The sequence below is a fragment of the Kribbella kalugense genome (assembly GCF_004365875.1).
In the GTDB taxonomy this organism is placed as follows: domain Bacteria; phylum Actinomycetota; class Actinomycetes; order Propionibacteriales; family Kribbellaceae; genus Kribbella; species Kribbella kalugense.
On sequence record NZ_SODF01000002.1, the window covers coordinates 1139394 to 1162759 of the forward strand.

21 protein-coding genes are annotated in these 23366 nt (G+C 67.9%); 8 read left to right on the forward strand and 13 right to left on the reverse strand.

The window, feature by feature from the left end; genetic code table 11:
• Positions 1–9: 9 nt before the first annotated feature.
• The 8 genes from EV650_RS23235 to EV650_RS23270 are packed head-to-tail and all read right to left on the reverse strand — an operon-like array spanning position 10 to position 6321.
• A complete protein-coding gene (locus tag EV650_RS23235; RefSeq protein WP_134121135.1) occupies positions 10–441 on the reverse strand; it encodes a cytotoxic translational repressor of toxin-antitoxin stability system in 432 nt (143 codons plus the stop codon).
• An 8-nt stretch (positions 442–449) separates the two neighbouring features.
• On the reverse strand, positions 450–872 hold the full coding sequence (locus tag EV650_RS23240; RefSeq protein ID WP_202874842.1) for a RelB antitoxin-like protein: 423 nt from the start codon (positions 870–872) through the stop codon (positions 450–452).
• Positions 873–912: 40 nt separating this feature from the next.
• Positions 913–1860 carry an LLM class F420-dependent oxidoreductase gene (locus EV650_RS23245; protein WP_134121136.1) on the reverse strand — a complete coding sequence of 316 codons (948 nt, stop codon included), beginning with the start codon at positions 1858–1860 and terminating at the stop codon, positions 913–915.
• Positions 1860–2603 (reverse strand): SDR family oxidoreductase, encoded by a 744-nt coding sequence (locus EV650_RS23250; RefSeq protein WP_134121137.1) that lies wholly within the window; start codon positions 2601–2603, stop codon positions 1860–1862. Before EV650_RS23250 ends, EV650_RS23245 begins: the two co-directional genes overlap by 1 nt.
• 7 nt (positions 2604–2610) lie before the next feature.
• Complete coding sequence (locus EV650_RS23255; protein ID WP_134121138.1) at positions 2611–3264, reverse strand: histidine phosphatase family protein; 654 nt, start codon at positions 3262–3264, stop codon at positions 2611–2613.
• The gene (locus tag EV650_RS23260; RefSeq protein WP_134121139.1) at positions 3265–4314 is read right to left on the reverse strand and encodes a phosphotransferase family protein; all 1050 of its coding nucleotides are present in this window, start codon (positions 4312–4314) and stop codon (positions 3265–3267) included.
• Positions 4307–5083 carry an SDR family NAD(P)-dependent oxidoreductase gene (locus tag EV650_RS23265; protein WP_134121140.1) on the reverse strand — a complete coding sequence of 259 codons (777 nt, stop codon included), beginning with the start codon at positions 5081–5083 and terminating at the stop codon, positions 4307–4309. The genes EV650_RS23260 and EV650_RS23265 overlap by 8 nt, the downstream gene beginning before the upstream one ends.
• On the reverse strand, positions 5080–6321 hold the full coding sequence (locus tag EV650_RS23270; protein WP_134121141.1) for an acyl-CoA dehydrogenase family protein: 1242 nt from the start codon (positions 6319–6321) through the stop codon (positions 5080–5082). Before EV650_RS23270 ends, EV650_RS23265 begins: the two co-directional genes overlap by 4 nt.
• 56 nt (positions 6322–6377) lie before the next feature.
• Between EV650_RS23270 and EV650_RS23275 the strand changes: the two genes are divergently transcribed.
• Positions 6378–6965: a TetR/AcrR family transcriptional regulator gene (locus EV650_RS23275; protein WP_238174400.1), complete on the forward strand. Its 588-nt coding sequence runs from the start codon at positions 6378–6380 to the stop codon at positions 6963–6965.
• A gap of 135 nt (positions 6966–7100) precedes the next feature.
• On the opposite strand, the gene EV650_RS23280 is transcribed toward EV650_RS23275, so the two are convergent.
• Entirely contained in the window at positions 7101–8555 is a 1455-nt protein-coding gene (locus tag EV650_RS23280) for a M81 family metallopeptidase (RefSeq protein ID WP_134121143.1), read from the reverse strand.
• A 63-nt stretch (positions 8556–8618) separates the two neighbouring features.
• Positions 8619–9635: a LacI family DNA-binding transcriptional regulator gene (locus EV650_RS23285; protein ID WP_238174401.1), complete on the reverse strand. Its 1017-nt coding sequence runs from the start codon at positions 9633–9635 to the stop codon at positions 8619–8621.
• Between the two features lie 111 nt (positions 9636–9746).
• Between EV650_RS23285 and EV650_RS23290 the strand changes: the two genes are divergently transcribed.
• Positions 9747–11642 (forward strand): discoidin domain-containing protein, encoded by a 1896-nt coding sequence (locus EV650_RS23290; protein WP_134121144.1) that lies wholly within the window; start codon positions 9747–9749, stop codon positions 11640–11642.
• On the opposite strand, the gene EV650_RS23295 is transcribed toward EV650_RS23290, so the two are convergent.
• Positions 11586–12863 carry an amidase gene (locus tag EV650_RS23295; RefSeq protein WP_134121145.1) on the reverse strand — a complete coding sequence of 426 codons (1278 nt, stop codon included), beginning with the start codon at positions 12861–12863 and terminating at the stop codon, positions 11586–11588. The genes EV650_RS23290 and EV650_RS23295 overlap by 57 nt on opposite strands.
• Before the next feature lie 84 nt (positions 12864–12947).
• Here EV650_RS23295 and EV650_RS23300 point away from each other — a divergent pair, with 84 nt between their 5' ends.
• Complete coding sequence (locus tag EV650_RS23300; protein WP_134121146.1) at positions 12948–13397, forward strand: GNAT family N-acetyltransferase; 450 nt, start codon at positions 12948–12950, stop codon at positions 13395–13397.
• On the opposite strand, the gene EV650_RS23305 is transcribed toward EV650_RS23300, so the two are convergent.
• Entirely contained in the window at positions 13394–14005 is a 612-nt protein-coding gene (locus EV650_RS23305) for a hypothetical protein (RefSeq protein ID WP_134121147.1), read from the reverse strand. The genes EV650_RS23300 and EV650_RS23305 overlap by 4 nt on opposite strands.
• 17 nt (positions 14006–14022) lie before the next feature.
• Here EV650_RS23305 and EV650_RS23310 point away from each other — a divergent pair, with 17 nt between their 5' ends.
• Positions 14023–14784 (forward strand): aminotransferase class IV, encoded by a 762-nt coding sequence (locus EV650_RS23310; RefSeq protein ID WP_166678242.1) that lies wholly within the window; start codon positions 14023–14025, stop codon positions 14782–14784.
• A 572-nt stretch (positions 14785–15356) separates the two neighbouring features.
• Here EV650_RS23310 and EV650_RS23315 read toward each other — a convergent pair.
• Positions 15357–16778 carry a CCA tRNA nucleotidyltransferase gene (locus EV650_RS23315; RefSeq protein ID WP_202875065.1) on the reverse strand — a complete coding sequence of 474 codons (1422 nt, stop codon included), beginning with the start codon at positions 16776–16778 and terminating at the stop codon, positions 15357–15359.
• A 63-nt stretch (positions 16779–16841) separates the two neighbouring features.
• Here EV650_RS23315 and EV650_RS23320 point away from each other — a divergent pair, with 63 nt between their 5' ends.
• From EV650_RS23320 to sigM, 4 genes are all read left to right on the forward strand, one after another.
• The gene (locus tag EV650_RS23320; protein WP_134121150.1) at positions 16842–19142 is read left to right on the forward strand and encodes a DUF6049 family protein; all 2301 of its coding nucleotides are present in this window, start codon (positions 16842–16844) and stop codon (positions 19140–19142) included.
• Positions 19135–20781: a murein biosynthesis integral membrane protein MurJ gene (gene murJ / locus EV650_RS23325; RefSeq protein ID WP_134121151.1), complete on the forward strand. Its 1647-nt coding sequence runs from the start codon at positions 19135–19137 to the stop codon at positions 20779–20781. The genes EV650_RS23320 and murJ overlap by 8 nt, the downstream gene beginning before the upstream one ends.
• A gap of 100 nt (positions 20782–20881) precedes the next feature.
• A complete protein-coding gene (locus tag EV650_RS23330) occupies positions 20882–22549 on the forward strand; it encodes a protein kinase family protein (RefSeq protein ID WP_134121152.1) in 1668 nt (555 codons plus the stop codon).
• A complete protein-coding gene (gene sigM, locus EV650_RS23335; protein WP_238174402.1) occupies positions 22546–23256 on the forward strand; it encodes an RNA polymerase sigma factor SigM in 711 nt (236 codons plus the stop codon). The genes EV650_RS23330 and sigM overlap by 4 nt, the downstream gene beginning before the upstream one ends.
• Positions 23257–23366 lie beyond the last annotated feature (110 nt).

Genomic DNA, 23366 nt, shown 5'->3' on the forward strand with positions numbered 1-23366 from the left:
TCGCGGGGGTCATCGACCCGTCGTGTAGAACTCGGCGAGGCGCTGGATCGCCTCTGCCTTCGTCATGGCCTTCACCTCGGCCTCGGGAATGTGCGCCTCGGCGATCAGTACTCTGACGACTCCTACCGGGATCGACTCGGTCGGGACCCGTGGTCCCTGTCGATCAGGGAGGACCTTGTGTTCGACGCACGCCCAGAACTCTGCAGCGGTCACAGCGAGCTGGTCGCGAAGAATGTGCGACCAGATGGACGGGCCGTAGCCGGTGCGATCGACGGGGTGACTGATTCTCGTGTACAGGATGCGTCCGTCCGGCAGGGCGAACTCGTAGTTGACGTGGTGGGTTCCGCGCTTACCCGTGGCGCGTTTGCGTTCGGCCCAGCCTTCGGTGATGCAGAAATCCTGGTGATCCGTCCGGCTGGCCGGACGGCGTTGTTCGTTCATGGTGTTCGTCAGCCGAGCAGCCAGTCGCGCAGCTGATCGTCCGATGAGAGGGCGACGATTTGGACCAATCCCCAGTTGTCGGCGTGGTTGGGCGCCAGCCGCAGGTGGTCGGCCCACTCCTCGGCGTAGTCGCGGAGTGCGTCGATCATCTCCGCCACCGCCTCGTCGAGGGTGGTGCCGTCAGCGGCAACAGGAAGCCCGGGGATGAAGATCGACCAGCCGTCGTTCTCGGCAACTGCCTCGGCGCCGGACGGGCGGATACGCGTCAGGAAGTGAACCAGCCGGTCTGCGTCGACGGCAGCAACCCGACGAGCGTCTCGAGTAACCGTTGCCGGGCGACCGTCATCGGCGGCGTCAAGGATGTCCTTGAAATGCTCACGCGCCTCGCGCGCGCTGCGGTACTCGATCGGGGCACCCATGACCTTCTCCATCCCTCTACTGTGTACACAGCGTACACGGTCGCGCTGTCGGTCAGCTCGGAGCGAGAGCGCGGGCGGTGTCGATCAGGCTGGTGCCGGTGGGGAGGGTGGCGATGATGGGGGTGTCGAGGCCGTTTTCGAGGTAGCGGTTGATGTGGGTTCGGCATTGGGCCGCGGTGCCGTGGACGATGAGGTCGTCGATGACTTCCAGGGGTACGGCGGCCATCGCGGCGTTGCGGTCGCCGGCGGACCAGGCTTCACGCATCTGTTTCATCGCGGCCCCGCGGCCGAGCCAGTCGTGGAAGGCGGCGTACCCCGGCACGGTCAGGTACGTCGCGATCAGGAAGCGGCCGATGTTGCGGGCCATCTCGGCGTCCTCGGTGACGCAGACGAAGATCCGCGCGGCCAGCTCCTTGTCCGGGCCGAGCTCGGCGCGGACCTGGCGTACGTCGTCCGCCGAGAGCCAGTTCGTGATCGCGCCGTCCGCCTCCCGCGCCGCCAACCGCAGCATCTGGGGACGCAACGCAGCCAGCATGATCGCCGGCGGCACGTCCGGCGCCTTCTCCAACCGGAAGCGATTGATCGTGAAGCTGTCGAAGGTCCCGTCCACCTTCTCCCCAGCGAACGCCTGCCGCAGGAAGCGCAGTACGTCGCGCGTCCGCGCGAACGGCGGGTCGTAAGAGATCCCGTTCCACCCGGTCACGATCGTCTCCGACGACGCCCCGATCCCGAGCACGAACCGCCCCGGCGCGAGGTCGGCCAACGCCGCCGCACTCATCGCGAGCGCCGCCGGCCCGCGGGTGTGCACGGGTACGACGGCCGTCCCGAGCCGCAGCCGCTGGTCCCACTCCGACGCCAGCACCAGCGGCGTGAACGCATCCGAGCCGGCCACCTCCGCCGACCACAGATCGGTGTAGCCCAGGTCAAAGAGCTCCGAGATCAGCGAGCGGTGGTCCCGCAGCGGTACTCCGGTCAGCGGAACGGTCAATCCCCAGCGCATCACAGCATCCTCTTCAGCAAGGGCAACGGCGCGAAGCGCATCGCCTGGGCCAGCGGCCGCCACGGCCATGACGGTACGTACGCCTTCGCCTTCTCGGCCTCGATCGCGTCGACCATCGCCCGGACTCCCGGCACCGTGTCGACGATCAGCGGCGTGTGCGCGACGTGCTCGTTCATCTCGGACCGAATGTAGCCGGGGTAGATCGTGCTGACCTTGATCGGCTTACCGAGCAACTCCAGCCGCAGTCCCTCGGCGAGCGAAGCCAGTCCGGCCTTCGTCGCGGCGTACGTCGTCACTGTCTTCGGCAGGCCGCGGAGTCCGGAGATCGACGAGATGAAGACGAGGTGGCCGGCGTTCCGGGCCCGGAACAGCTCCATCGCCGCCTCGGCCTGGGCCAGCGCGCCGACGAAGTTGGTCAGCGCGGTGTCGCGGTTCGCGTCGAACCGGCCGGTGCCGAGCGGCGCACCCTTACCGAGACCGGCGTTCACCACGATCCGGTCCAGCGGCAACTCCGCGTCGATCTCCCGGAAGACCTTGAACACCTGGTCGTGATCAGTCACATCCAAGCTGTGGATAACCACTGTGATCTGTGGATAACGCTCGGTGAGCTCGGTCTGCAGGGACTCAAGCCGCTCGGTCCGGCGCGCGGTCAGCGCCAGGTTGTGACCCTTCGCGGCGAACTGCCGGGCCATCTCCGCGCCCAGGCCGGCGCTGGCGCCGGTGATCAGGATGTTGCGTCGCATCGCAGCCCTATCTGTAAGTCAGCAGGTCAGCACCGACATGGACATGCTCGTTGTAGCTCACCACGGTCAGTCCACCTCGCCCGGACACGACCTTGGTGATCGCGGTGTTGATCGTCACCGGGTTCAGCTTCGCCCACAGCCCGTCGCCACCGGACAGCAGCCGGCTCACCACGGCCGCGATCGGCCCGCCCGACGTGAAGACCAGGGCCGTTCCACCCTTCCCGAGCCGCTCGGCAGTACGCCGTACCGCTGCCTCGGACCGCTCGCAGAACGCCTCGAAGGACTCGGTGTACCCGGCGCCACCATCGATCCACCGCTGCGTCGCCGCGGTGAACATGTCCTGGAACGCCCGCTGTGGATTCCCGGTCCGGGCCAGATCGGCGAGCATCACCGGACGCAGGCGGTACGCCGGTTTGTGGGCGATGATCACCTGCTCGTGGTCGAACTCGTCGTACCCGTTGTCGACCTCTGGAGTGAATCCGGCGAGCGTCGCCGTCTGCTCATGCCTGCGCATCGAGCCGGACATCACGAGCTCCGGCTTCACCTCCGACAACGTCTCACCGAGCCGTCGGGACTGTTGCTCGCCGAGCGGGGAGAGCTTGTCGTAGTCGCGGGCGCCGAACGACGCCTGGGCGTGCCGGATCAGGTAGATGACTGCCATCTACGACTGCCGGATGATGCGACGGCAGCGGCGCTCGAGCAGGTTGACCGGGAGCCAGAAGTTCTTGAACCGCGGGTTGCGGGTCTGCTTGTGGTGATAGCGGTAGTAGATCTGCTGCGCGATCACCGCCAGCCGGAACAGCCCGAACACCTCGTAAAACGCCCAGTTGTCGGCCGTGAGCCCTGATCGCTTGGCGTAGTACTCCACGATCTCGTCGCGGGTCAGCATCCCGGGCACGTCCGACGGCTGCAGCTTGAACCGGCGGAACGCCCAATCGTCGTCGGCCTGCACCCAGTACGCGAGCGCGCTGCCGAGATCCATCAACGGATCGCCGAGCGTGGCCAGTTCCCAATCGAGTACGCCGACCACCCGCAGCGGATCGTCTGGCGCGAGTACGACGTTGTCGAGGCGGAAGTCGTTGTGGATAACGCAGGTCCGGACATCGGCCGGCTTGTTCGCCGCGAGCCACGACATGACCCGCTCGTAGCTGGGGACGTTCCAGGTCTTCGCCTTGCGGTAGCGATCGGACCAGCCGGTGACCTGGCGTTCGACGTACCCAGCGCCTCGGCCGAGGTCGGACAGCCCGGCCGCTGCAGGATCGACCGCGTGCAACTCGGCGAGAGTGTCGATCAACGTGAAGCCCAGCTGCCTGGTCTGATCCGGAGTCAGGTCGACGCCTAACTCGTGGTGCCCGGGGATCGTCCCGGCGACGCGCTCCATCACGTAGAACTCGGAGCCGATCACGCCGTCGTCGTTGCAGTGAGCAACCATCTCCGGGACGTACCGGAAGACCGGCTTGAGGCCGGCCTGGATCCTGTACTCGCGACCCATGTCGTGTGCACTCTTCGCCTTCGTCCCGGCCGGCGGACGACGCAGGATCAGATCGTGGCCTTGATACCTCAATAGGTAGGTCAGGTTGGAGGCGCCGCTGGTGAACTGCTTCACCTCAGGCAGGCCGCCCGGCAGGTCCGTCTGCTGCCGCAACCAGGCGTCGACCGCCGGCACGTCGAAGGCGTCCTCGTCCCGGACCGCCCGCGCGCCATCACCCATTCGACGTCTCGGCCCGCTGCCGGGCTCGCTCGGCGATCTTCCGCATCTGCCGGTCGTACAGCGGTCGCGCGAACCGCTTCGTCCGCCAGGCCATCGCAGCCGGCCGGTCCGGGATGATCAGGAACCGCTTCTTCTTGATTCCCGCGAGTACGGCGGTCGCGATGTCGTCCGCGGACCGCGGCGACTTCTCGATCAACTGTCGAGCCGTCGCGCCCATCGCACTGTCCGCGCCGCGGATCGAGTCGGCCAGGTTGGTCCGGAAGAACGACGGGCAGACCACCGACACAGTCACGCCGTACGGATAGAGCTCGTGCGACAGCGTCTCCGAGAGCGCGACCACGCCGGCCTTGACCGTGTTGTACGAGCTCATCATCGGCGGGTGGACCAGTCCGGCCGCGGACGCGGTGTTGACGATGTGACCTGACCGCTGCCGCTTGAACAGTGGGGTGAACGCGCGGCAACCACGGACCACACCCATCAGATTGATGTCGACGACGCGGTCCCACTCGTCCAGCGTCTCGACGTCGATCCGGCCGCCGGTCGCGATCCCGGCGTTGTTCACCAGGATGTCCAGGCCGCCCCAGTTCTGCTCACACCAACTGACCGCGGCCTCCCAGTCCTCGGGCCGGCGTACGTCCAGCTTGAGGTACGTCGTACCGCCGTCCTCGGCGATGTCTGTGCTGAGGACTTGGTGGCCTTCGGCAACGAACTTGGCGACCAGCGCGGCACCCAACCCACTCGACGCGCCGGTGACGAGGACTCGGCTCACTTGCCCTCCTGAGCTGCTGCCAGGTACGACGCCAGCTCGATTCTGGCGACCACCCCACGATGCACCTCGTCGGGTCCGTCGGCCAGTCGCAACGCCCGCGCACTCGTCCACGCCACCGCAAGTGGGAAGTCGTCGGACAGTCCGCCGCCGCCGTGCAACTGGATCGCCATGTCGATCACGTCCTGCGCCATCCGCGGTACGGCGACCTTGATCTGGCTCACTTCGCTCAACGCACCCGCGAGTCCTTCGGTGTCCAGCAGGTACGCCGTTTGCAGCACGAGCAACCGCGCCTGGTTGATCGCGATCCGCGCGTCGGCGATCCGCTCCCGGTTGCCGCCGAGGTTGACCAGTGGCTTGCCGAACGCGGTCCGGCTGGTTCCGCGCTGCAGCGCGAGCTCGAGTGCCTTCTCCGCCAGGCCGACCAGCCGCATGCAGTGGTGAACGCGCCCCGGTCCGAGCCGGCCCTGGGCGATCTCGAACGCCCGGCCCGGTCCGACCAGGATGTTCGACGCGGGAACGCGGACCTCGGTGAACGAGACCTCGCCGTGCCCGTGCGGTTCGTCGTACCTGTGCATCGCGGGCAGCAGGCGCTCGACCTTGACGCCCGGGGTGTCGCGCGGGACGAGGACCATCGTGTGGCGCGCGTACCGGTGGGCGTCGGGATCGGTCAGGCCCATGAAGATCAGCAACTGGCAGTCCGGGTGACCGACGCCCGTGCTCCACCACTTGCGGCCGTTGATCACGACCTCGTCGCCGTCGAGGACGGCGGTCGCCTCCATGTTGGTGGCGTCGGAGGACGCGACGTCCGGCTCGGTCATGCAGAACGCGGACCGGATCGTGCCGTCCAGCAACGGCTCCAGCCACTGCTTCTTCTGCTCGTCGCTGCCGTAGCGGAGCAGGACCTCCATGTTGCCGGTGTCCGGCGCGTTGCAGTTGAAGATGTACGGCGCGATGAACGACCGGCCGGTGAGTTCGGCGATCGGGGCGTAGTCCAGGTTCGACAGGCCCTCGCCGTACCGCTCGTTACCCGGCTCGGCGATCGGGAGGAACAGGTTCCACAGGCCGGCGTCGCGCGCCTTCGCCTGCAGGTCCTTGAACACCGGTTGCGGCTGCCACGGATCGCTAGCGGCGCGGATCGCGGTGTGCAACTCTGCCTCGACCGGCTCGATCTCGGTCCGCAGGAACTCGGTCGTCTTCGCGATCAGCTCCTGGGCCCGGGCGGAAGGTTCGAACCCCATCAAGACTCCTCTCTTCGCCTTGACCGTAGCTCAGCGTCTAAGCAATGCTCAATAGCATGGATCACCGACTCTCGGCCGAGGACCGGAAGAAGCAGCTGGTCAAAATCGGCCTGATGATGCTGCGCACGACGCCGATCCACGAGCTGTCGATCGATTCCATCGCCGCCCAGGCCGGGATCTCCCGCGGCCTGCTGTTCCACTACTTCCCGAGCAAGCGCGACTACTACGTCGCCGTCATCTCCGCCGCCGGTCGCCGCCTGCTCCGGGTCACGAAACCGGACGCGTCGCTCAAGCCGGAAGAGCAGCTCCAGGAGATGCTGACCCAGTTCGTGGCCTTCATCGAACGCCGCCGTACCGCGTATATCTCCTTCGTCCGCGGCGCCGCCGGCGGTGACGACTTCGCCGTCGAGGTGTACGACGAAACCCGCGCGGGCCTGACCAAAAGGATCCTCACGTACCTGGGCACGCCGGACTTGGCCGACGAACCTACGTCAGCCGACTACCTTCGGATCCACGCGTGGCTGTCGTACACCGAGGACCTCGCAATCGAGTGGTCCGGCCTCCTCGAAGCCGACCGCCCGTATGCCGCAGACCACCTGGTAACCCACGCCATCGAAGCCCTCCACGTACTCCGCAAGCTCTAACACCACCACCCCCGACCCCCCGCGCACGACCATCTCAGGGGTCAACCCCTGCGATGGTCGGTTGCGCAAGCAGATTCTGGGTCCGCAACCGACAAGCAGCGGGGTTGACCCCTGAGAGTGCCCGGGGGCGAGAACCTACGGCAGTAGTTCGGGGGTGAGGTCGGGCGTGGGCATGTCGGGGTCGAAGGGGAAGAGGGGGCGGAGTACGCCGTGGTGGCCTAGGCGGAGGAGGTCTTGGTCTACGCCGCCGGGGGTTAGGGCCAGGAGCCAGTCCGCGGCCAGGTTGTAGAGCTCTGGTTCCAGGTAGCCGATCTTGACGATGACCAGGTCTGTGGCGGCGGGGTCCAGGCCTAACAGAGTGAAGTCGGCGATGTGGTGGTACGGCTTGCGGCGGCTGGTGAGGATGGAGTGGAGGCCGCCGGCCTTGATCACCGCGACCGTGCCGCCGACCGGGTCTTCGGAGATCGAGAAGACCGTGCCGGACAGCGGGACCGGGCCGGCTGGGATGTTGTCGACCTTGCCACCGGCGGTGACCTCAACGGAGTTGCCGACCCCGGCAGCGACGCAGGCCGCTACGGCTTCAGGGTCGGTGATGCTGGCGTGGATCGCGGTCGCCTTGCCGGACGTCAACTCCTCCACCCCCAGCAACTGCCCGAGCGTCCAGGAAGTGTCGCCCGCGCCGCCGGCGGTCGGGTTGTCGCCGGAGTCGCTGATCAGGAACGGGCGGGCCGTGCTGGCAAGACCCGCGGTCACGCACTCCTGCAAGGTCCCGGTCGGCGCAACGAATTCGAACCCGTCTCGCGCATCCCAGTAAGCAGCAGCCAGCTCAGCGGCGCGCGTAGTGATCAACGAAGAATCATCACCAGTGACGACAACAGCGGCCCGGCATCGCGGCTCGTCGGCCCACGCGTACCCGACCCACACGGCCGCATCCAGCACCCCCGGCTCGTCCGCGATCTCGCCCACCCGCCGATAGATCGACTTCGCCGGCTCGAGTCGGGTCGACGTCTTCTCACCGGGCAGCAGCACCGGCACCTGGACCCACGCCTTCCCCGGCTTCCCCAGCCCGGAACGCAGCCGCTCGACGAGATTCCGCAGCGCCCGCTCTCGGCTCTCCATCGCGTCCTCGTGCGGCGCCATCCGGTAACAGGTGATCAGATCGACCGCCGTACCCAGCTCGCGGGACACGTTTCCGTGCAGGTCCATCGAGGCCGACATCAGTACGTCGGGACCGAGCACGGCCCGGATCCGGGTGGCCAGATCCGCCTCCGCGTCCTGCCGGCCGACCACGCTCATCGCGCCGTGGATGTCGAAGAAGAACCCGTCCAGCTCACCGGCCCCTTCGAGCCGCGTGATGATCTCCGCCGACAGGTCGTCGTACACCTCAGGAAGGACGGCGCCGCCCGGCAGCGACCGCGCGTGCAGCAGTGGGACCCACTCGATCCCCTGCGCCCAGTCCTTGCCGAGGAACTCGTACCGCTCGAGCAGATGGTCCCCACGCCGTACGTCGAAGTCCGCCAGCCCGGCCCGGTGCGGCGAGAACGTACTGGACTCGATGGCGATCCCGGCAATCCCGATCCGAAGGTTCATGTCTAAAACCTGCCACAACCGAGCCGTTTCGCGCACTGCCCAACTCCGTATCCGGACACCACCTCAGCGCAGGGGCGGGGCCGTCGAGGTGCGGATGATCAGTTCGGTCGCGAGTTCTACGTGGAGGGCTTCCAGGGCGTGGCGGTCCAGGAGGCGGATGAGGAGGCTTACGGCCATTCGGCCCATTTCCTGGAGGGGCTGGCGGACGGTGGTTAGTTGGGGGGTGGTGGCGCGGCTGAGGTCCAGGTCGTCGAAGCCGGCGATGGAGAGGTCGCCCGGGACGTTGAGACCGCGGTCGCTCGCGGCTTGAAGTGCGCCGATGGCAGCTTTGTCGTTGAAGGCGACCAGCGCGGTCGGGCGTGGATCGAGGTCGAGCAGCAAAGCCGCGGCCCGATAGCCGTGCTCCGTCGTGGGGTGGTCGTGGCGGACCAGCGACGGGTCGGGCAGGATGCCGGCGTCGGCCAGGGCGGCGGCGTGGCCGCTGAGGCGGGCGTCGGCTGCGAGCCATTCGCGCGGACCAGCGATCACGCCGATGCGAGTGTGACCGAGTTCGGTCAGGTGCGCGGTGAGTTGGCGGGCGCCGGAGTGGTGGGCGGCTGAAACCGACGGGATGTCGCGGGCCAGCGCAGTACGCGGGTCGACGACCACGAACGGGAACCGGCGGGAGCTCAGCCGGACCAGGTCCTCACTCGGCTCCGGCGGCAGGATCAGGATGGCGCCGCCGATGTCGCGCTGGGATGCCAGGCTCGACACCACGGGGTCATGTTGCGCGGCCTCGCCGGCGTTCAGGACGAGCTGCCGGCCGTGGCGGTCGAGCGTCTCGGCGATGGACGACACGATCAGACCGAAGTAGTCGGTGAGCACGTAGGGGCAGCGCACGAAGACGGCGCCGTCGACGGGCTTCGGCGTACCGCCACGGGGAACGGGGCCAGGCAGTCCGAGCTCCTTGATCGTCCGCTCGACCAGCTCGCGGGTCTCCGGTGTCACGCTGCCGACCTGGTTCAGCACCCGGGACACCGTCGCGAGCGACACCCCGGCCGCGTTCGCGACGTCCCGCATCGTTGCTCTAGCTCGCGGCATTTGTTACATCCCGTTGTTTCACGCTCAGCACTCTAGCCAACGCTCCCAGATCTTGACAGTGGTTGATTGCGAGCGTTTCCTGTGGCCGTTTGTTACATCCTGAGGAGTGCGATGAGAACATCAGCATCCGGTGTCGCCCTGGCTCTCACGGTGGCGTCACTCACCGGTCCGGCCCAGGCCCATCCCCCGACGACCCAGGTCAACGTCTGGGTCACCACTCCCGACCGCGCCGAGCTGCTGCATCAGCGCACGCCGGTCGCGTTCCACGACGGCGCGAGTGACCTGACGACGATCACGGTCGACCCGCGTACGTCGTACCAGACGATGGACGGCTTCGGCGCCTCGATCACCGACTCGTCCGCGGCCGTGCTGTACAAGCTCAGCCCGGCCGATCGCGAGAGAACGCTGCGGAGCCTGTTCGATCCGAAGCAGGGCATCGGCGTCAGCTTCCTCCGGCAACCCGTCGGCTCGTCCGACTTCACCGCCGCTGCGGAGCACTACACGTACGACGACGTGCCCGCCGGCCAGACCGACTTCGGTCTGAAGCAGTTCACCATCGCCCACGACCAGCAGCAGGTCCTGCCGCTGCTCCGTCGCGCCAAGCAGCTCAACCCGGCGCTCAAGGTAATGGCGACGCCGTGGAGCCCGCCCGCCTGGATGAAGACCGCCGACTCACTCGTCGGCGGCCGGCTCAAGGACGACCCCAAGGTGTACGACGCGTATGCGCGCTACCTGGTCAAGTTCGTCCAGGCGTACGCCAGGGCCGGCGTACCGATCGACTTCCTCTCCATCCAGAACGAGCCGCAGAACCGCAAGCCGAGCGCGTACCCGGGCACCGACATGCCCGTCCGGCAGGAAGCAGCAGTGATCACCGCCCTGGGTCCACTGCTGCAGAAGGCCAGCCCGCGGACCAAGATCCTCGGCTACGACCACAACTGGACCACGCACCCCGGTGACGTCGCCTCCACCCCGCCTGGTGAGGACCCGGAGACCGACTACCCGTACAAGCTGCTCCAGACCCCGGCGGCCAAGTGGATCGCAGGTACGGCGTACCACTGCTACTCCGGCGACCCGTCGAAGCAAACCGATCTGCACAACGCGTTCCCGTCCAAGGGGATCTGGTTCACCGAGTGCTCCGGCTCGCACGGGCCGACCGACACGCCGCCGCAGATCTTCCGCGGCACGCTCACCTGGCACGCCCGCACGTTAATGCTCGGTACGACGCGCAACTGGGCCAAATCAGTCGTCAACTGGAACATCGCACTCGACTCCACCGGCGGCCCGCACCTCGGCGGCTGTGACAGCTGCACCGGCCTGGTCACGCTGCAGCCGGATGGGACGGTCACGACGGACGCGGAGTACTACACGATCGGCCATCTGTCGAAGTTCGTGAAGCCGGGCGCGGTCCGGGTCGGGAGTACGTCGTACGGGACGACCGGGTGGAACGGGCAGCTGATGTCGGCCGCGTTCCGCAACCCGGACGGTACGACGGCGCTCGTCGTCCACAACGAGAACGACGACCCGCGGAGCTTCGCGGTCGCGGTGGGCGGCAAGTCGTTCGAGTACGAGCTGCCCGGTGGCTCGATCGCGACGTACACCTGGGGACGGATGCAGACCGACGTACCGCAGCAGCTGACTGTTGCCAGTGCGACGGCAAGCGTGAACGCCGCCGACGCTGGTCTGCTGACTGACCAGGACGGATCGACTGTGTGGCAGAGCAAGGCGGCACAGGCACCGGGTCAATGGGTGCAGGCGGATCTGGGCAAGGCGCAGACGGTCCGCGAGGTCGCACTCGACAGCGGTGGCAACCTCGGCGACTACGCGCGCGGCTATGAGGTTGCCGTCAGCAACGATGGTGTCAGCTGGAAGACCGTCGCGTCGGGCGCCTCCACAGCTCAACTCACCACGGTGAAGCTACGGCCGACGCATGCACGGTACGTACGTGTTACGTCAACCGGGACGGCCGCGAACTGGTGGAGCCTGGCCGATCTCCGGCTCTACCGCTGAGAGCCAGCACGCGACCGCTGCGGCCTGCTCGTTGCTCGTAGCAATGATCTGCAGGCCCACCGGAAGGCCGTCAGCCGGAATCGGCAGGCTGACGGCCGCGTGCCTGGTGAGGTTCGCCAGGCGGGTGTTGTTCAGCAGTTGGCCGCGCACCTCCAGGCCATTGGTGTCGGCCGCGGTGATGGCCGGCGCCGTCGTCAGGACAGTAGGTGTGAGCACGGCATCGACCTGCTGAAGCACAGCATCCACAGCGGCAGTGATGCGCACCGCCTCTTCCCTGGCCCGTTCGTACTCCGCAGGCTGCACCTGTGACGCCTCGAGCAGTCGTTGGCGGACATCAGGTTGGTACTGGTCCTGCGAGCGACCGCGGTGGTTCGCAACTGCCTCGGGTCCTTGCAGGTTCGCTGCCGTGAAGAAGCTGGTTGACCAGTCCGGCAACTCAACCTCGACCGGATCGAGCAAGTCCAGCGCAGCAGACCAAGCAGTCCGGACCTCTGGAGTCATCTGCAGATACTCCGGGTTGGTTGCCACACCAAGGCGGGGCTTGCGCTGTGGCAGCTCACCAACACCACCCAGCACCTTAAGTGCGTACGCAGCATCCGCTGCGGTTCTCGTCAGCACACCGACGTGATCGAGGCTCTGCGACAACGGGAAGACACGATCCGTCGGCAAGGTGCCGTACGACGGCTTGAACCCGACGACCCCGCACAGCGCCGCCGGGATCCGCACCGAGCCCGCTGTATCCGTCCCGATCGCCAACGGCACCACGCCGGCCGCCACCGCAGCAGCCGAGCCGGAGCTGGACCCACCGGTCATCCGCGACAGGTCATGCGGGTTCCGGCACGGCCCGACCCGGTTCGACGTACCGAAGCAGCCGTAGGCGAACTCGTGCGAGTGACTGAGCCCAATCACGATCGCACCGGCCGCGCGCAGTCGCCGTACGACCTCCGCGTCCTGCCGCCCCACCTCGTCCATCGACGCGGACCCACAGCGGTACGGCAGCCCCTCGACCTCGACGATCTCCTTCACCAGCACCGGTACGCCGGCGAGCGCCCCGGTCCGGTCGTGTGCCAAGGCCGCCTCGCGCGCACCGCTGACATCCAGGTGCACAATCGCGTTCAGGTCAGCAGCGTCGGCTGCACGCGCCAGCGCATCCTCGACCAAGTCCACCGGGTCCAACGACCCGTCCCGTACGCCGGTAGCGATCTCGACCAGTGACCTCACCCGGCTATCAGATCACGCCGGTCCGGGCGGTGAGAGAGGAAACGGAAACAGCAGCGTCATGTCATCTTGCTACCGTCCGTGGGCATGGTGATCGAGGGAGTGGAACTGCACGCGAAGCCCAGCACGGATCCTGAACTCCTGGGCTTGATCACCGCGCAACAGGCCGAGCTCGCCGCGATGTACGGCGAGGACCAGCCGCAGGTCGCACTGCACTCCGACATCGCGTTCACCGCGCTCATGCTGGAGGGAGCGCTGGTCGGATGCATCGGACTACAACCGGTCGGACCCGCACTCGGCGAGATCAAGCGGATGTACGTCGCCCCGTCCGCCCGCGGATGGGGTCTGTCGCGGACCCTGCTCGAAGCCGTCGAAGCGGAAGCGCGGACCCGCGGGATGACCCGGCTCCGGCTCGAGACCGGCATCAAGCAGATCGAGGCGATCGCGCTCTACACGAACCACGGCTACCGGCCGATCCCGGCGTACCCGCCGTTCGAAGCCGAAGCCGTCTCGCTCTGCTTCGCGAAGGATCTCTAGAGATTCAGCACCACGTCCTCGCCTTCCCGATGGAAGCCGAGGTTCTTGAGGTACGGCGTGGAGTCGAGCATCCGCGGCGGGGCGAGGACCTGCCGGAAGCCGTGATCGGTGAAGACATCGCTCCGTCGGTAGACGAACTCGCCGGGAGTGAAGTCGCGGTACTTCGGCACCACATAGTCGAGATCGATCTGCGCACGACCGGTGCCGGCGTCATGTGCGAGGACGACACCGACAGTGCGGTCGCCGTGCTGCACCAGGAACGCGTACGGGCTCGCGCCAAGTACAAACCCGGGATTGAACCGGCTGATGTCCTTCTGGTGCCGCTCCAAGACATAGCTCAGGTACGCGTCGGACTCGGCGACCTGCAGCACCTGGTACGCCGTCTCGTCGTGCCGGTGCCGGAGCAGCCGCCACAGGTGTACGACGTTGATGACTGCCAGCACCGCGTTCATGCCGACCATCGGCCACACCCCGAGAGCGGTGTTGAACCCGACCAGGATCACGCAGCCGACCAGATTCAGCAGCCGCAGCCGCAAGATCCGGGTCTGCAGCAACGACAGCACGACCAGCGCGGATCCGCCCCACCCGATGATGCTCCACACGTCCACAGCGGGAGACTATGCGGATGAGCGAACAGTTGCTGCTCAACGGCGCACCCTTACCGACCGTCGACGCGATGTTGCTCCGCGCAACCAGCTTCGGCCACTTCACCTCGATGCAGGTCCGGGGCGGGCAGGTCGCCGGCCTCGATCTGCACTTCGACCGTCTGGATCGCAGTACCCGCGAGGTGTTCGGCCAGCCACTCCCCGCCGACCGCGTCCACGCCGACCTCCGCGCCGCCCTGGACCTCGCCGGCTCCGGCGACTTCTCGCTCCGCGTGAACGTCTTCGCGACCACGGACGTCAACCTGCTCATCCGCACCGGCCCGCCGGTACAGCCCGGCGCCGACCTGGTCCGCCTACTGGCCTTCGAGCACGAACGGTCGGTCCCGCACCTCAAGCACACCGGCACCTTCGACCTCACCTACTACGCCCACAAGGCCAAGCAGTCCGGGTACGACGACGCGCTCTTCTACACCACGTCCGGCGAGATCTCCGAGGCGTCGATCTGGAACATCTGCTTCGCCCGCGGCTCAGAGCTGGTCTTCCCGTCCGCGCCCGTCCTCCCCGGCATCCGGCAGCAGGTGCTGCAGCGCGGTCTCGACACCTACCGCACCGCGCCGGTCCCCTTGACCGACCTGCCGACGTACGACGCCGCCTACCTGACCAACTCCATCGACCCGGCGTTGCCGGTCGCGTCGATCAACACCACGACGTACAAACCCCACCCGGAGTCGGCCGAGCTGATCGCGAAGGCCTACGCGACCCAACCGCTACAGCCGATCTAGCGCTGCATCAAGAGGCGTTCAGGTCGTCAGACACAACCCCGACCGGTCGAGTGTGCTCGACAATCTCAGTGGCTGACCGGCTCTGCTGTCCTCTGTGTGGGTGGTGCGGTCGCATCGTGAGGCGCCCGCACCGGGGGTGTCGGTCATCTCGACAGGTAGTGTCCGGCGGCCGGTAGTACACCTGAGCGTGGACACGTCCGCGCGTACGGCGTATCGCAGGTGTACTAACTGTCGAGCTGCAGATCGCCGGCGCACGACCGGCGCACCGCTCGCCCGGCCCCGACGAAGCCCCACCCCAACCCGGGAGCCGGGCCACCCGCAGCACAGCTCACAGCTCGCGGCCACCACGGTCTCGTCAACAACCCCGTACCAGCCAGACACACCAACCACCGAAGACCCGCCGCCTAACAGGCCAACTCAACCCACCCACACATCAGTCACAAGAGCCGGTTGACCCCGAGATGGTCGGTTGCCCTGCCTGAATGCGAGGTGTCAACCGGCCATCTCGGCGGTCAACCCCTCAAACGGACCGGCGGATCGCCGCCCCGGTCAGGGCAGCCGGCGCAGGCGGTCTAGCTGCGGTCTGACCACCATTGGAGGAGCGCCTCGCGGGCGCGGTCCTCGCCGAGCGGGCCTTCGTCCAGGCGGAGCTCCATCAGGAACTTGTACGCCTCGCCGACCTCGCGACCGGGCGGGATGCCGAGGATCTCCATGATCTGGTTGCCGTCCAGGTCGGGCCGGAGCGAGTCGAGCTCCTCCTGCTCCTGCAGCCGCTCGATCCGCGCCTCGAGATCGTCGTACGCGGCCCGGAGCGACTCGGCCTTCCGGCGGTTCCGGGTCGTGCAATCGGCCCGGGTGAGTACGTGCAGCCGCTCGAGCTGGTCGCCGGCGTCGCGGACATAGCGCCGTACGGCGGAATCCGTCCACTCGCCGTCGCCGTACCCGTGGAAGCGCAGGTGCAGCTCGATCAGCTTGCTGACCTGATCGATCTGCTCGTTGCTGAACCGCAGCGCCTTCATCCGCTTCCGGGCCAGTTTCGCGCCGACCACGTCGTGGTGGTGGAACGTCACCTTCCCGTCGTCCTCGAACTTCCGCGTCTTCGGTTTCCCGATGTCGTGGATCAGCGCAGCGAACCGAATGACGAAATCGGGCGTCGGAACAGACAGACGCGATTCCAGGTCGATGGCCTGGTCGAGGACGGTGAGCGAGTGCTGGTACACATCCTTGTGCCGATGGTGCTCGTCCACGTACAGCCGCAGCGCCGGCAGCTCCGGCAGCACGTGCTCGGCCAGCCCGGTCGTCACGAGCAGGTCGAGGCCGATCCGCGGCTGGTCGGAGCAGATCAGCTTCTCCAGCTCGTCGCGGACCCGCTCGGCCGACACGATCGTGATCCTGTCGGCCATCGCGGTCATCGCCGTGACCACCGCCGGGTCGGGTGTGAACCCGAGCTGCGCGGCGAACCGGGCCGCCCGCATCATCCGCAGCGGGTCGTCGGAGAACGAGTCCTCCGGGGTGCCGGGGGTCCGGATCCGCTGGTGCGCGACGTCCTCGATCCCGCCGTACGGGTCGACGAACTCGTGCGACGGCAGCCGGACCGCCATCGCGTTCATCGCGAAGTCCCGGCGGGCCAGATCGGCCTCCAGGCTGTCGCCGTACGCGACGTCGGGCTTGCGCGAGGTGGGATCGTAGGTTTCCGACCTGTACGTCGTGACCTCGAGGATCCAATCACCCTTGCGACAGCCGATCGTGCCGAACGCCTTGCCGATGTCCCAGACGTGGTCGGCCCAGCCGGCCAGCAACCGCTCGATCACGTCGGGGTGCGCTGACGTGGTGAAGTCCAGATCCTTGCTCCCCCGGCCGAGCAGAATGTCCCGGACAGGACCGCCGACCAGGGCGATCTCATGGCCGGCGTCGGCGAACACCGAACCAAGCTCGTCGACCACCGGAGCGAGTTCCAGCAAGGCCTGGACTCCTCTCCGTTGCACAGCGGGCAACGATCCGGCGGAGGCTGACTGGTCGGCAAAGGGTGACACGGGGAACTAGGTTACGGTGACGGCGTGTTCAGACGGCGACTGAGGCTCCCGGCAGTGCTGGGTGCCTGCTTGTTGGTTGCTGCCACGGCAGCAACTCTGGGCACTCCAGCCTCGGCTGCGCCGTCGGACGAGCCGGTCGTCCAGGTGAGCATCGACTCGTTCGGCCCGATCGCGCCGAAGCCCGGTCAGCAGGTCGTGATCAAGGGCCGGGTGACCAACACCAGCTCGGTGACCTTCGACGACCCACAGGCGCTCGCCTGTATCGACCGGACCAGGCTGGCCAGCACCGCCGCGGTCGACGCCATCTCCGCCGAGCAGAACCTCCCGATGAGCCAGCGGGACAGCTGCAAGAACCTGGTCAACCCCGACAGCCAGACCTTCCAGCCGTTCGAGCAGCCGCTCGCCCCCAAGCAGTCGGTCGAGTTCACACTCACGGTGCCGTGGAAAGAGTGGCGGATCAACGACCAGACCGGCGTGTACGTCGTCGGCGTGGTCTTCCGCGGGAAGCCGTCGAACAGCGAGCGGGCCACCGCCGGCCGCGCCCGCACGCTGATGCCGGTGCTCGGCACCCAGCCGCTGACCCGCAAGGTCAACACCGCGCTCGTCGTCCCGCTGCGGCACCGTCCGACCCAGCTCGGTGGCATGAACTTCGCCAACGAGTCACTGGCCCAGTCACTCGCGCCGTCCGGCTCGCTCGGCCGCCTGCTTGCGCTCGGCAAGCAGCGCAAGGTCACCTGGCTGCTCGACCCCGCGATGCTCGACGAGGTCCGGCAGATGGCCAAGGGGTACGTCGTACTCGCCGACAACGGCGACACCACGCCGGGCATGGGGCAGACGATCGCAGCCAACTGGCTCAAGGAGTTCGGCACCAGCTGGGCCCGGGGCAACCAGGTCGTCCTGCTGCCGTACGCCGACCCGGACGTCGCCGGGCTCCTGGACTCCGGCGAACCGCTGAAGAAGCTCGTCGGCGAGGCCCGCAAGACCACCCAGGGCTACGTCATGCCGACGACGTCGACCACCGTGCCGGCGGCCTTCACCAACGGCCTGTGGCTTGAGGGCGGCGCCGCGGCGAGCCGCTACCTGGGCGCGGCGTCCGGCGGCTTCGCCGGCGCGAGCGACAGCGACCTGAACCTGGTCAGCAGCTCCTCGTGGTCCACCGCGACCCGGCCCGTGCTCACCTCGACCCCGGTGTACGACGTCATCACGCCCACCGGCCCCGACAACCCGGTCCGGACCGTCATCGCCGACTCGTCGCTCACCAACGGCGGCCCGGACCCGGAGACCGCTGCCACTCCCCTTCAGGTCCGGCAGCGGTTCGCGTCCGAGACCGCACTGATCGCCGCGAGCGGCACGGGCAACGCCTCGGTGGTCGTCCTCCCGCCTCGCGGCTGGGACAGCGACGGCGTCGCCACCGCGGAGCTGGCCAACGACCTGACCGCCATGCCGTGGATCAAGGCCACCGACGTCGCCGCGGTCGTGGCGAGCAACCCGAGGCCGCTGAGCACGAAGGCGCCCAGCGCACCGCAGTTCAACGGCGTGCTCACCCCGTCGCAGCTGGACAGCATCAAGCAACTCGACAATGCGACCAGCACGATGCAGGGCCTCCTGGTCGACGAGAACGCGCTGCCCGAGGTGATGTCGCACGCGCTGCTGCGTTCCACCTCGTCCGGCTGGAACGGCTATCCGGAGGAGGCCCGGCACTTCACCGCGATCGAGCTCGGATCGGCCAACCAGCAGCTCGGCAAGGTGCACCTGGTCAATGCCAGCGTGGACCGCGGGCTGCGCAAGGAGATCAAGGTCAACCTGGCCGGCAGCAAGGGCACCTTCCCGCTGACGATCACCAACGAGACCGAGTGGTCGATCCGGGTCGGCATCGACGTCACCACCGCGAACCGGTCCGACCTGAAGATCAAGCGGCCGCAGAGCGTCGTCCTCGGCCCGGGCCAGAAGTGGACGCCGCGGATCACCGCGAGCGCCGAGCAGAACGGTCTGATCCGGGCCAACGCCCAGGTGATCACCGCGGCCGGCCAGCCGGTGGGCAAGTCCCAGGAGCTGCTGATCCAGGCCAGTCAGTACGGCAGCGTCGGCTGGATCCTGGTCGGCGCCGCCTGCGCCCTGCTGTTCGGTACGTCGTTCGTCCGCATCTTCCGCCGGATCCGCACCGAGCGCCGTAACCCGACCGCGGTCGCGGGCGAGCCCACTGAGAGCACCGAGAGCACTGACACCGCTGATCCCGCCTACGATCGCCCCGAGGCGAACGGCGTACCCGAAGCTGCGGCTCCGGATGCGTCCTTGAAAGAAGGAGTCGGTTCGAAGGATGGCTGACCGCACCCTGCGATCCGCGGGGGTGATGGCAGCCGGAACGGTGCTGTCCCGCCTGCTCGGATTCGTCCGGATCGCCCTGCTGGCGGCCGCCATCGGTACCGCGTTGCGCGGGGACATCTTCACCGCCGCGAACACGATCCCGAACAGCCTCTACATCCTGCTGGCCGGCGGGGTGTTCAACACCGTGCTGGTCCCGCAACTGGTCCGCGCAATCAAGAACCACGACGACGGCGGCCAGGACTTCACCAACCGGGTGCTCACCTTCGGCTTCGTCGTACTGGCTGTCGTGACGGTGGGGTGCGTGCTGCTGGCGCCGGCGATCGCCCAGCTGTATCTGCCGAAGGAGTTGCACGACCCTTCCCGGGCGGCCGAGCGGGCTTCGATGGTGATGTTCGTCCGGCTCTGCCTGCCGCAGATCTTCTTCTACGGCGCGTTCGTGCTGGTCGGTCAGGTGCTGAACGCGCGACGCCGGTTCGGTCCGATGATGTGGGCGCCGATCGCGAACAACATCGTCGCCTGCGCGTCGATCGTGATCTTCCTGTTCATCTACCGGGTCGGCGACACCCCGCCGACGTACAGCCACGGCGAGGAGCTCCTGCTCGGACTCGGGCACACGCTCGGCATCGCCGTACAGCTGCTGGTGCTGCTGCCGTACCTGAAGGCGAGCGGCCACACGTATCGGGTGAAGTTCGGTCTCCGCGGTACCGGTCTGGGGCACACTGCCCGATTGGGCATGTGGACGGTCTTCTTCGTGGCGGTGAACCAGGTGACGCTCGTCGTGGTCACCCAGCTCGCCATCGCCGGTAGCGCCTCGGACGACCCCGGCGCGAAGGCCGGTCTGTTCGCGTACAGCACGGCGATGCTGATCATCCTGGTGCCGCACGGGATCGTCACGGTCTCGCTCGCGACCGCCGCTTTGCCGCAGATGTCGGCGCTGGCGGCCGAGGGTAATACGGCCGAGGTGGAGCGAATGTCCGCCCGGTCGATCCGGCAGTCACTCGCGATCGTCGTACCGGCGGCCGCGGCGATGATCGCGTTCGCCTATCCGATCGTCACGATCATCGCCGGGTACGGCTCGGGTAAGAACAACCTGACGCTGATGTCGTACACGCTGGTGACGCTTGCCCTCGGCATCGTGCCGTTCACCATCCAGTACTTCCAGCTGCGGACGTTCTACGCCTTCGAGGACACGCGTACGCCGTTCTTCCTGCAATGCGTGATCGCGGCAACGAACATCGCCGCCGCCGTGATCGGGGTCCGCGTGCTGCTGGACCGCGAGCACCTGCGATTCAGCGGTGTGATCCTCGGAGCGGCGTACGCGCTGGCCTACCTGGTCGCCGTCCTGATCTCCCGGCCGGTGCTGCGTCGTCGGGTGCCACGAGTTCCGGGCGCCGGGATCGGGCTGCCGCTGCTGGCGATGGTGATCGCCGCGGTCGCCGGCGCAGGCGCGGGCCGCATCGTGCTCTGGGTGCTGAGTCTGGCGATCGACTGGTCCGGACCCATCGGCGCGATCATCGAGTTGCTGATCGCGGCAGCCGTGATGCTGCCGGTGTACGCCGCCGTGTCGCGGGTACTCCGGATCCACGAAGTCAACGACGTGGTGTCCATGGTCACATCGAAGTTGCCGATCCGACGCTGAACCGAACCGCTTGTGCATTCGTGCACCACGTGCGGGGTCGACGGGGCACTAGCATGGGGGCTGCAAAGGCGCTGGGGCATCAAGGAGGGCGAGAGACACCGTGTCGAACCAGACCGTGAGTCCTGGTGCCCTGCTGGCCGGGCGGTACCGGATTGCCGAGCTGCTGGCGGAAATCGACGGTGCCCGGGTCTGGCGGGCGGTGGACGAGGTCCTCAGCCGAGCGGTGGTCGTCGACGTACTGCCGGTCGGTGATCCGCGGACGAACCTGCTGTTCGACGCCGCGCGCCGAGCCGCCGCCGCGAACGACCCGCGGTTCCTCCGGGTGCTCGACTGCGACATACACGACGGCGTCACGTACTGCGTGCGCGAGTGGGCCGGAGGCCGGCCGCTGGAGCGGATGCTCAGCAGCGGACCGCTGACCGGCCAGCAGGCTGGTTGGCTGGCGCGCGAGGTGTCCGAGGCCCTCGAGAACCTGCACCGGACCGGCTACGCGCACGGCGCGATCAACCCGGCGAGCGTGGTTGTCACGGATGCCGGCGCGATCAAGATCGTCGGTGTCGCGACCGAGGCTGCGCTGCGGTCGTCCGGGGCGGGTTCGCCCGAGGAGGACGTCCATTCACTCGGCGAGCTGCTGTTCGCGTCGCTGACCGGTCGCTGGCCTGGCCCGGTGCCGGCTTGGGGACTGCAGCCCGCGCCGGTCGAGCACGGCCGACTGCTGAGCCCCCGTCAGGTGCGGGCCGGCGTGCCGCGCTCGCTCGACGACATCAGCGACCGGCTGCTCGGAGACCCGCCGCGGCACCACGCCCCGCCGATCACCAGCGCGGCCGGCCTCTCCGCGGCGCTGTCCGGAGTCGTCGGCAGCTCGCACGAGCCGCCGAACCAGATGGACGAGACCGTCCAGGTCGCCCGGCAGAACGGCAGCATCGACGACGCGACCCAGGTCGTCCCGCAGGCCGGACCACCCGCGCTCGACCCGACGCCCCGGCCGACGTACGACTCAGAGCCGAATGGGTACCGCCAGCCGCAACCGGCGTACAACACCGCCGCCGAGACCCGGCCGGTCCGGCGGCAGACGCCGCCGCCGTCGAACGGGAACGGCCGGCGCCGGCACGACGAGCCGAAGCCGAAGGGGTCGTGGGGCGGGCGGATCCTGATCCTGCTCGCGATCCTCGCGCTGCTGTCGGTGGTCGCGATGGCGCAGTTCCTGCTCAAGGGCGCGATGAACAACGACCAGGACAACGGCAACAAAGGCGGCGGCACCAGCAGCAGCAACGCGCCGCAGACCAGCACCACCCCGTCGTCGACCGGTGGAAAGGCGACCATCGCCGGCGCCGCGGACTTCGATCCACCACCGGGTAACCGCGAAGAGCACCACAAGGACGTGCCGAACACCTACGACGGCGATCCCAGCACGACCTGGAAGACGCAGTCGTACCGGAACAAGCCGAACCTCGGCGGCATCAAGTCCGGTGTCGGAATCATCTACGACCTCGGCGCGAAGACCACCGTGTCGGCCGTCGCGGTCGCGCTGCAGGGCAACGACACCAGCCTCCAGATCATGATCCCGTCGGGCGACACCGCCACGTCGCCGACCACGATCAGCGGCTGGAAGGCGGTGGCCACCAAGGCGGACCAGGCCGAGGGTACGGTGACGCTCAATCCCTCGGCGCCGACCGAGACCCGGTACGTGCTCGTGTGGCTGACCAAGCTGCCGAAGGTCGCAGACGGTTACCAGGGCACGATCTCGGAGGTCTCAATCCAGAAATGACGGCTCACCTGGACCCGGGCAACCAGCCGCCCAGCCCGGACGTCCCGCGCATCGGCGCCGACGAACCGGTGGTTGCGCATGCGGGTGCGCCGGTGAGCTACGACCAGCTGGACGACCACGAACTGCTCCGGCTCCATGTGGCCGGCAACCCGGACTCGTTCGGGTTCCTGGTCAAGCGGCACCGGGACCGGATGTGGGCGGTCGCGATCCGTACTCTCGGCGAGCCCGAGGAGGCGGCCGACGCGCTGCAGGAGGCGTTCATCTCGGCGTTCCGGCGGGCCGACTCGTTCCGCGGAGACGCGAAGGTGACCACCTGGCTGCACCGGATCGTCGTCAACGCCTGTCTGGACCGGATCCGCCGCCGCCAGGTGCGGGCCGCCGACCCGCTGCCCGAGGACGAGGACCGCGCCGCCGAGCTGGCCGGACCGATGCAGGAGGACCCGGCCGAGGTCCGGGAACGCCGGCTGGACGTGCTCAACGCGCTCAAGCAGATCAACGAGGACCAGCGGGCCGCGCTGGTCCTGGTCGACATGGAGGGCTACTCGATCGAGGAGGCGGCGGCGATCCTCGACTGCGCCCCCGGCACGGTCAAGTCCCGTTGCGCCCGCGGCCGGGCCAAGCTCCTCCCGCTGCTGCGGCACTGGCAGACCTCCCGGGAGTCCGACGTACCGGAGAAATCGGCCGCGGAAGCGGTGGGAACCGAATGATCGGGTACCCCGTCGAAGCGAAGTCGCCTAGGACTTGCCTGTCCTCGTGCGACCGGACTGCTGATGCCTTTGACCCGGAGCTTTTTATGATCACGCCGCCGCATACCTCC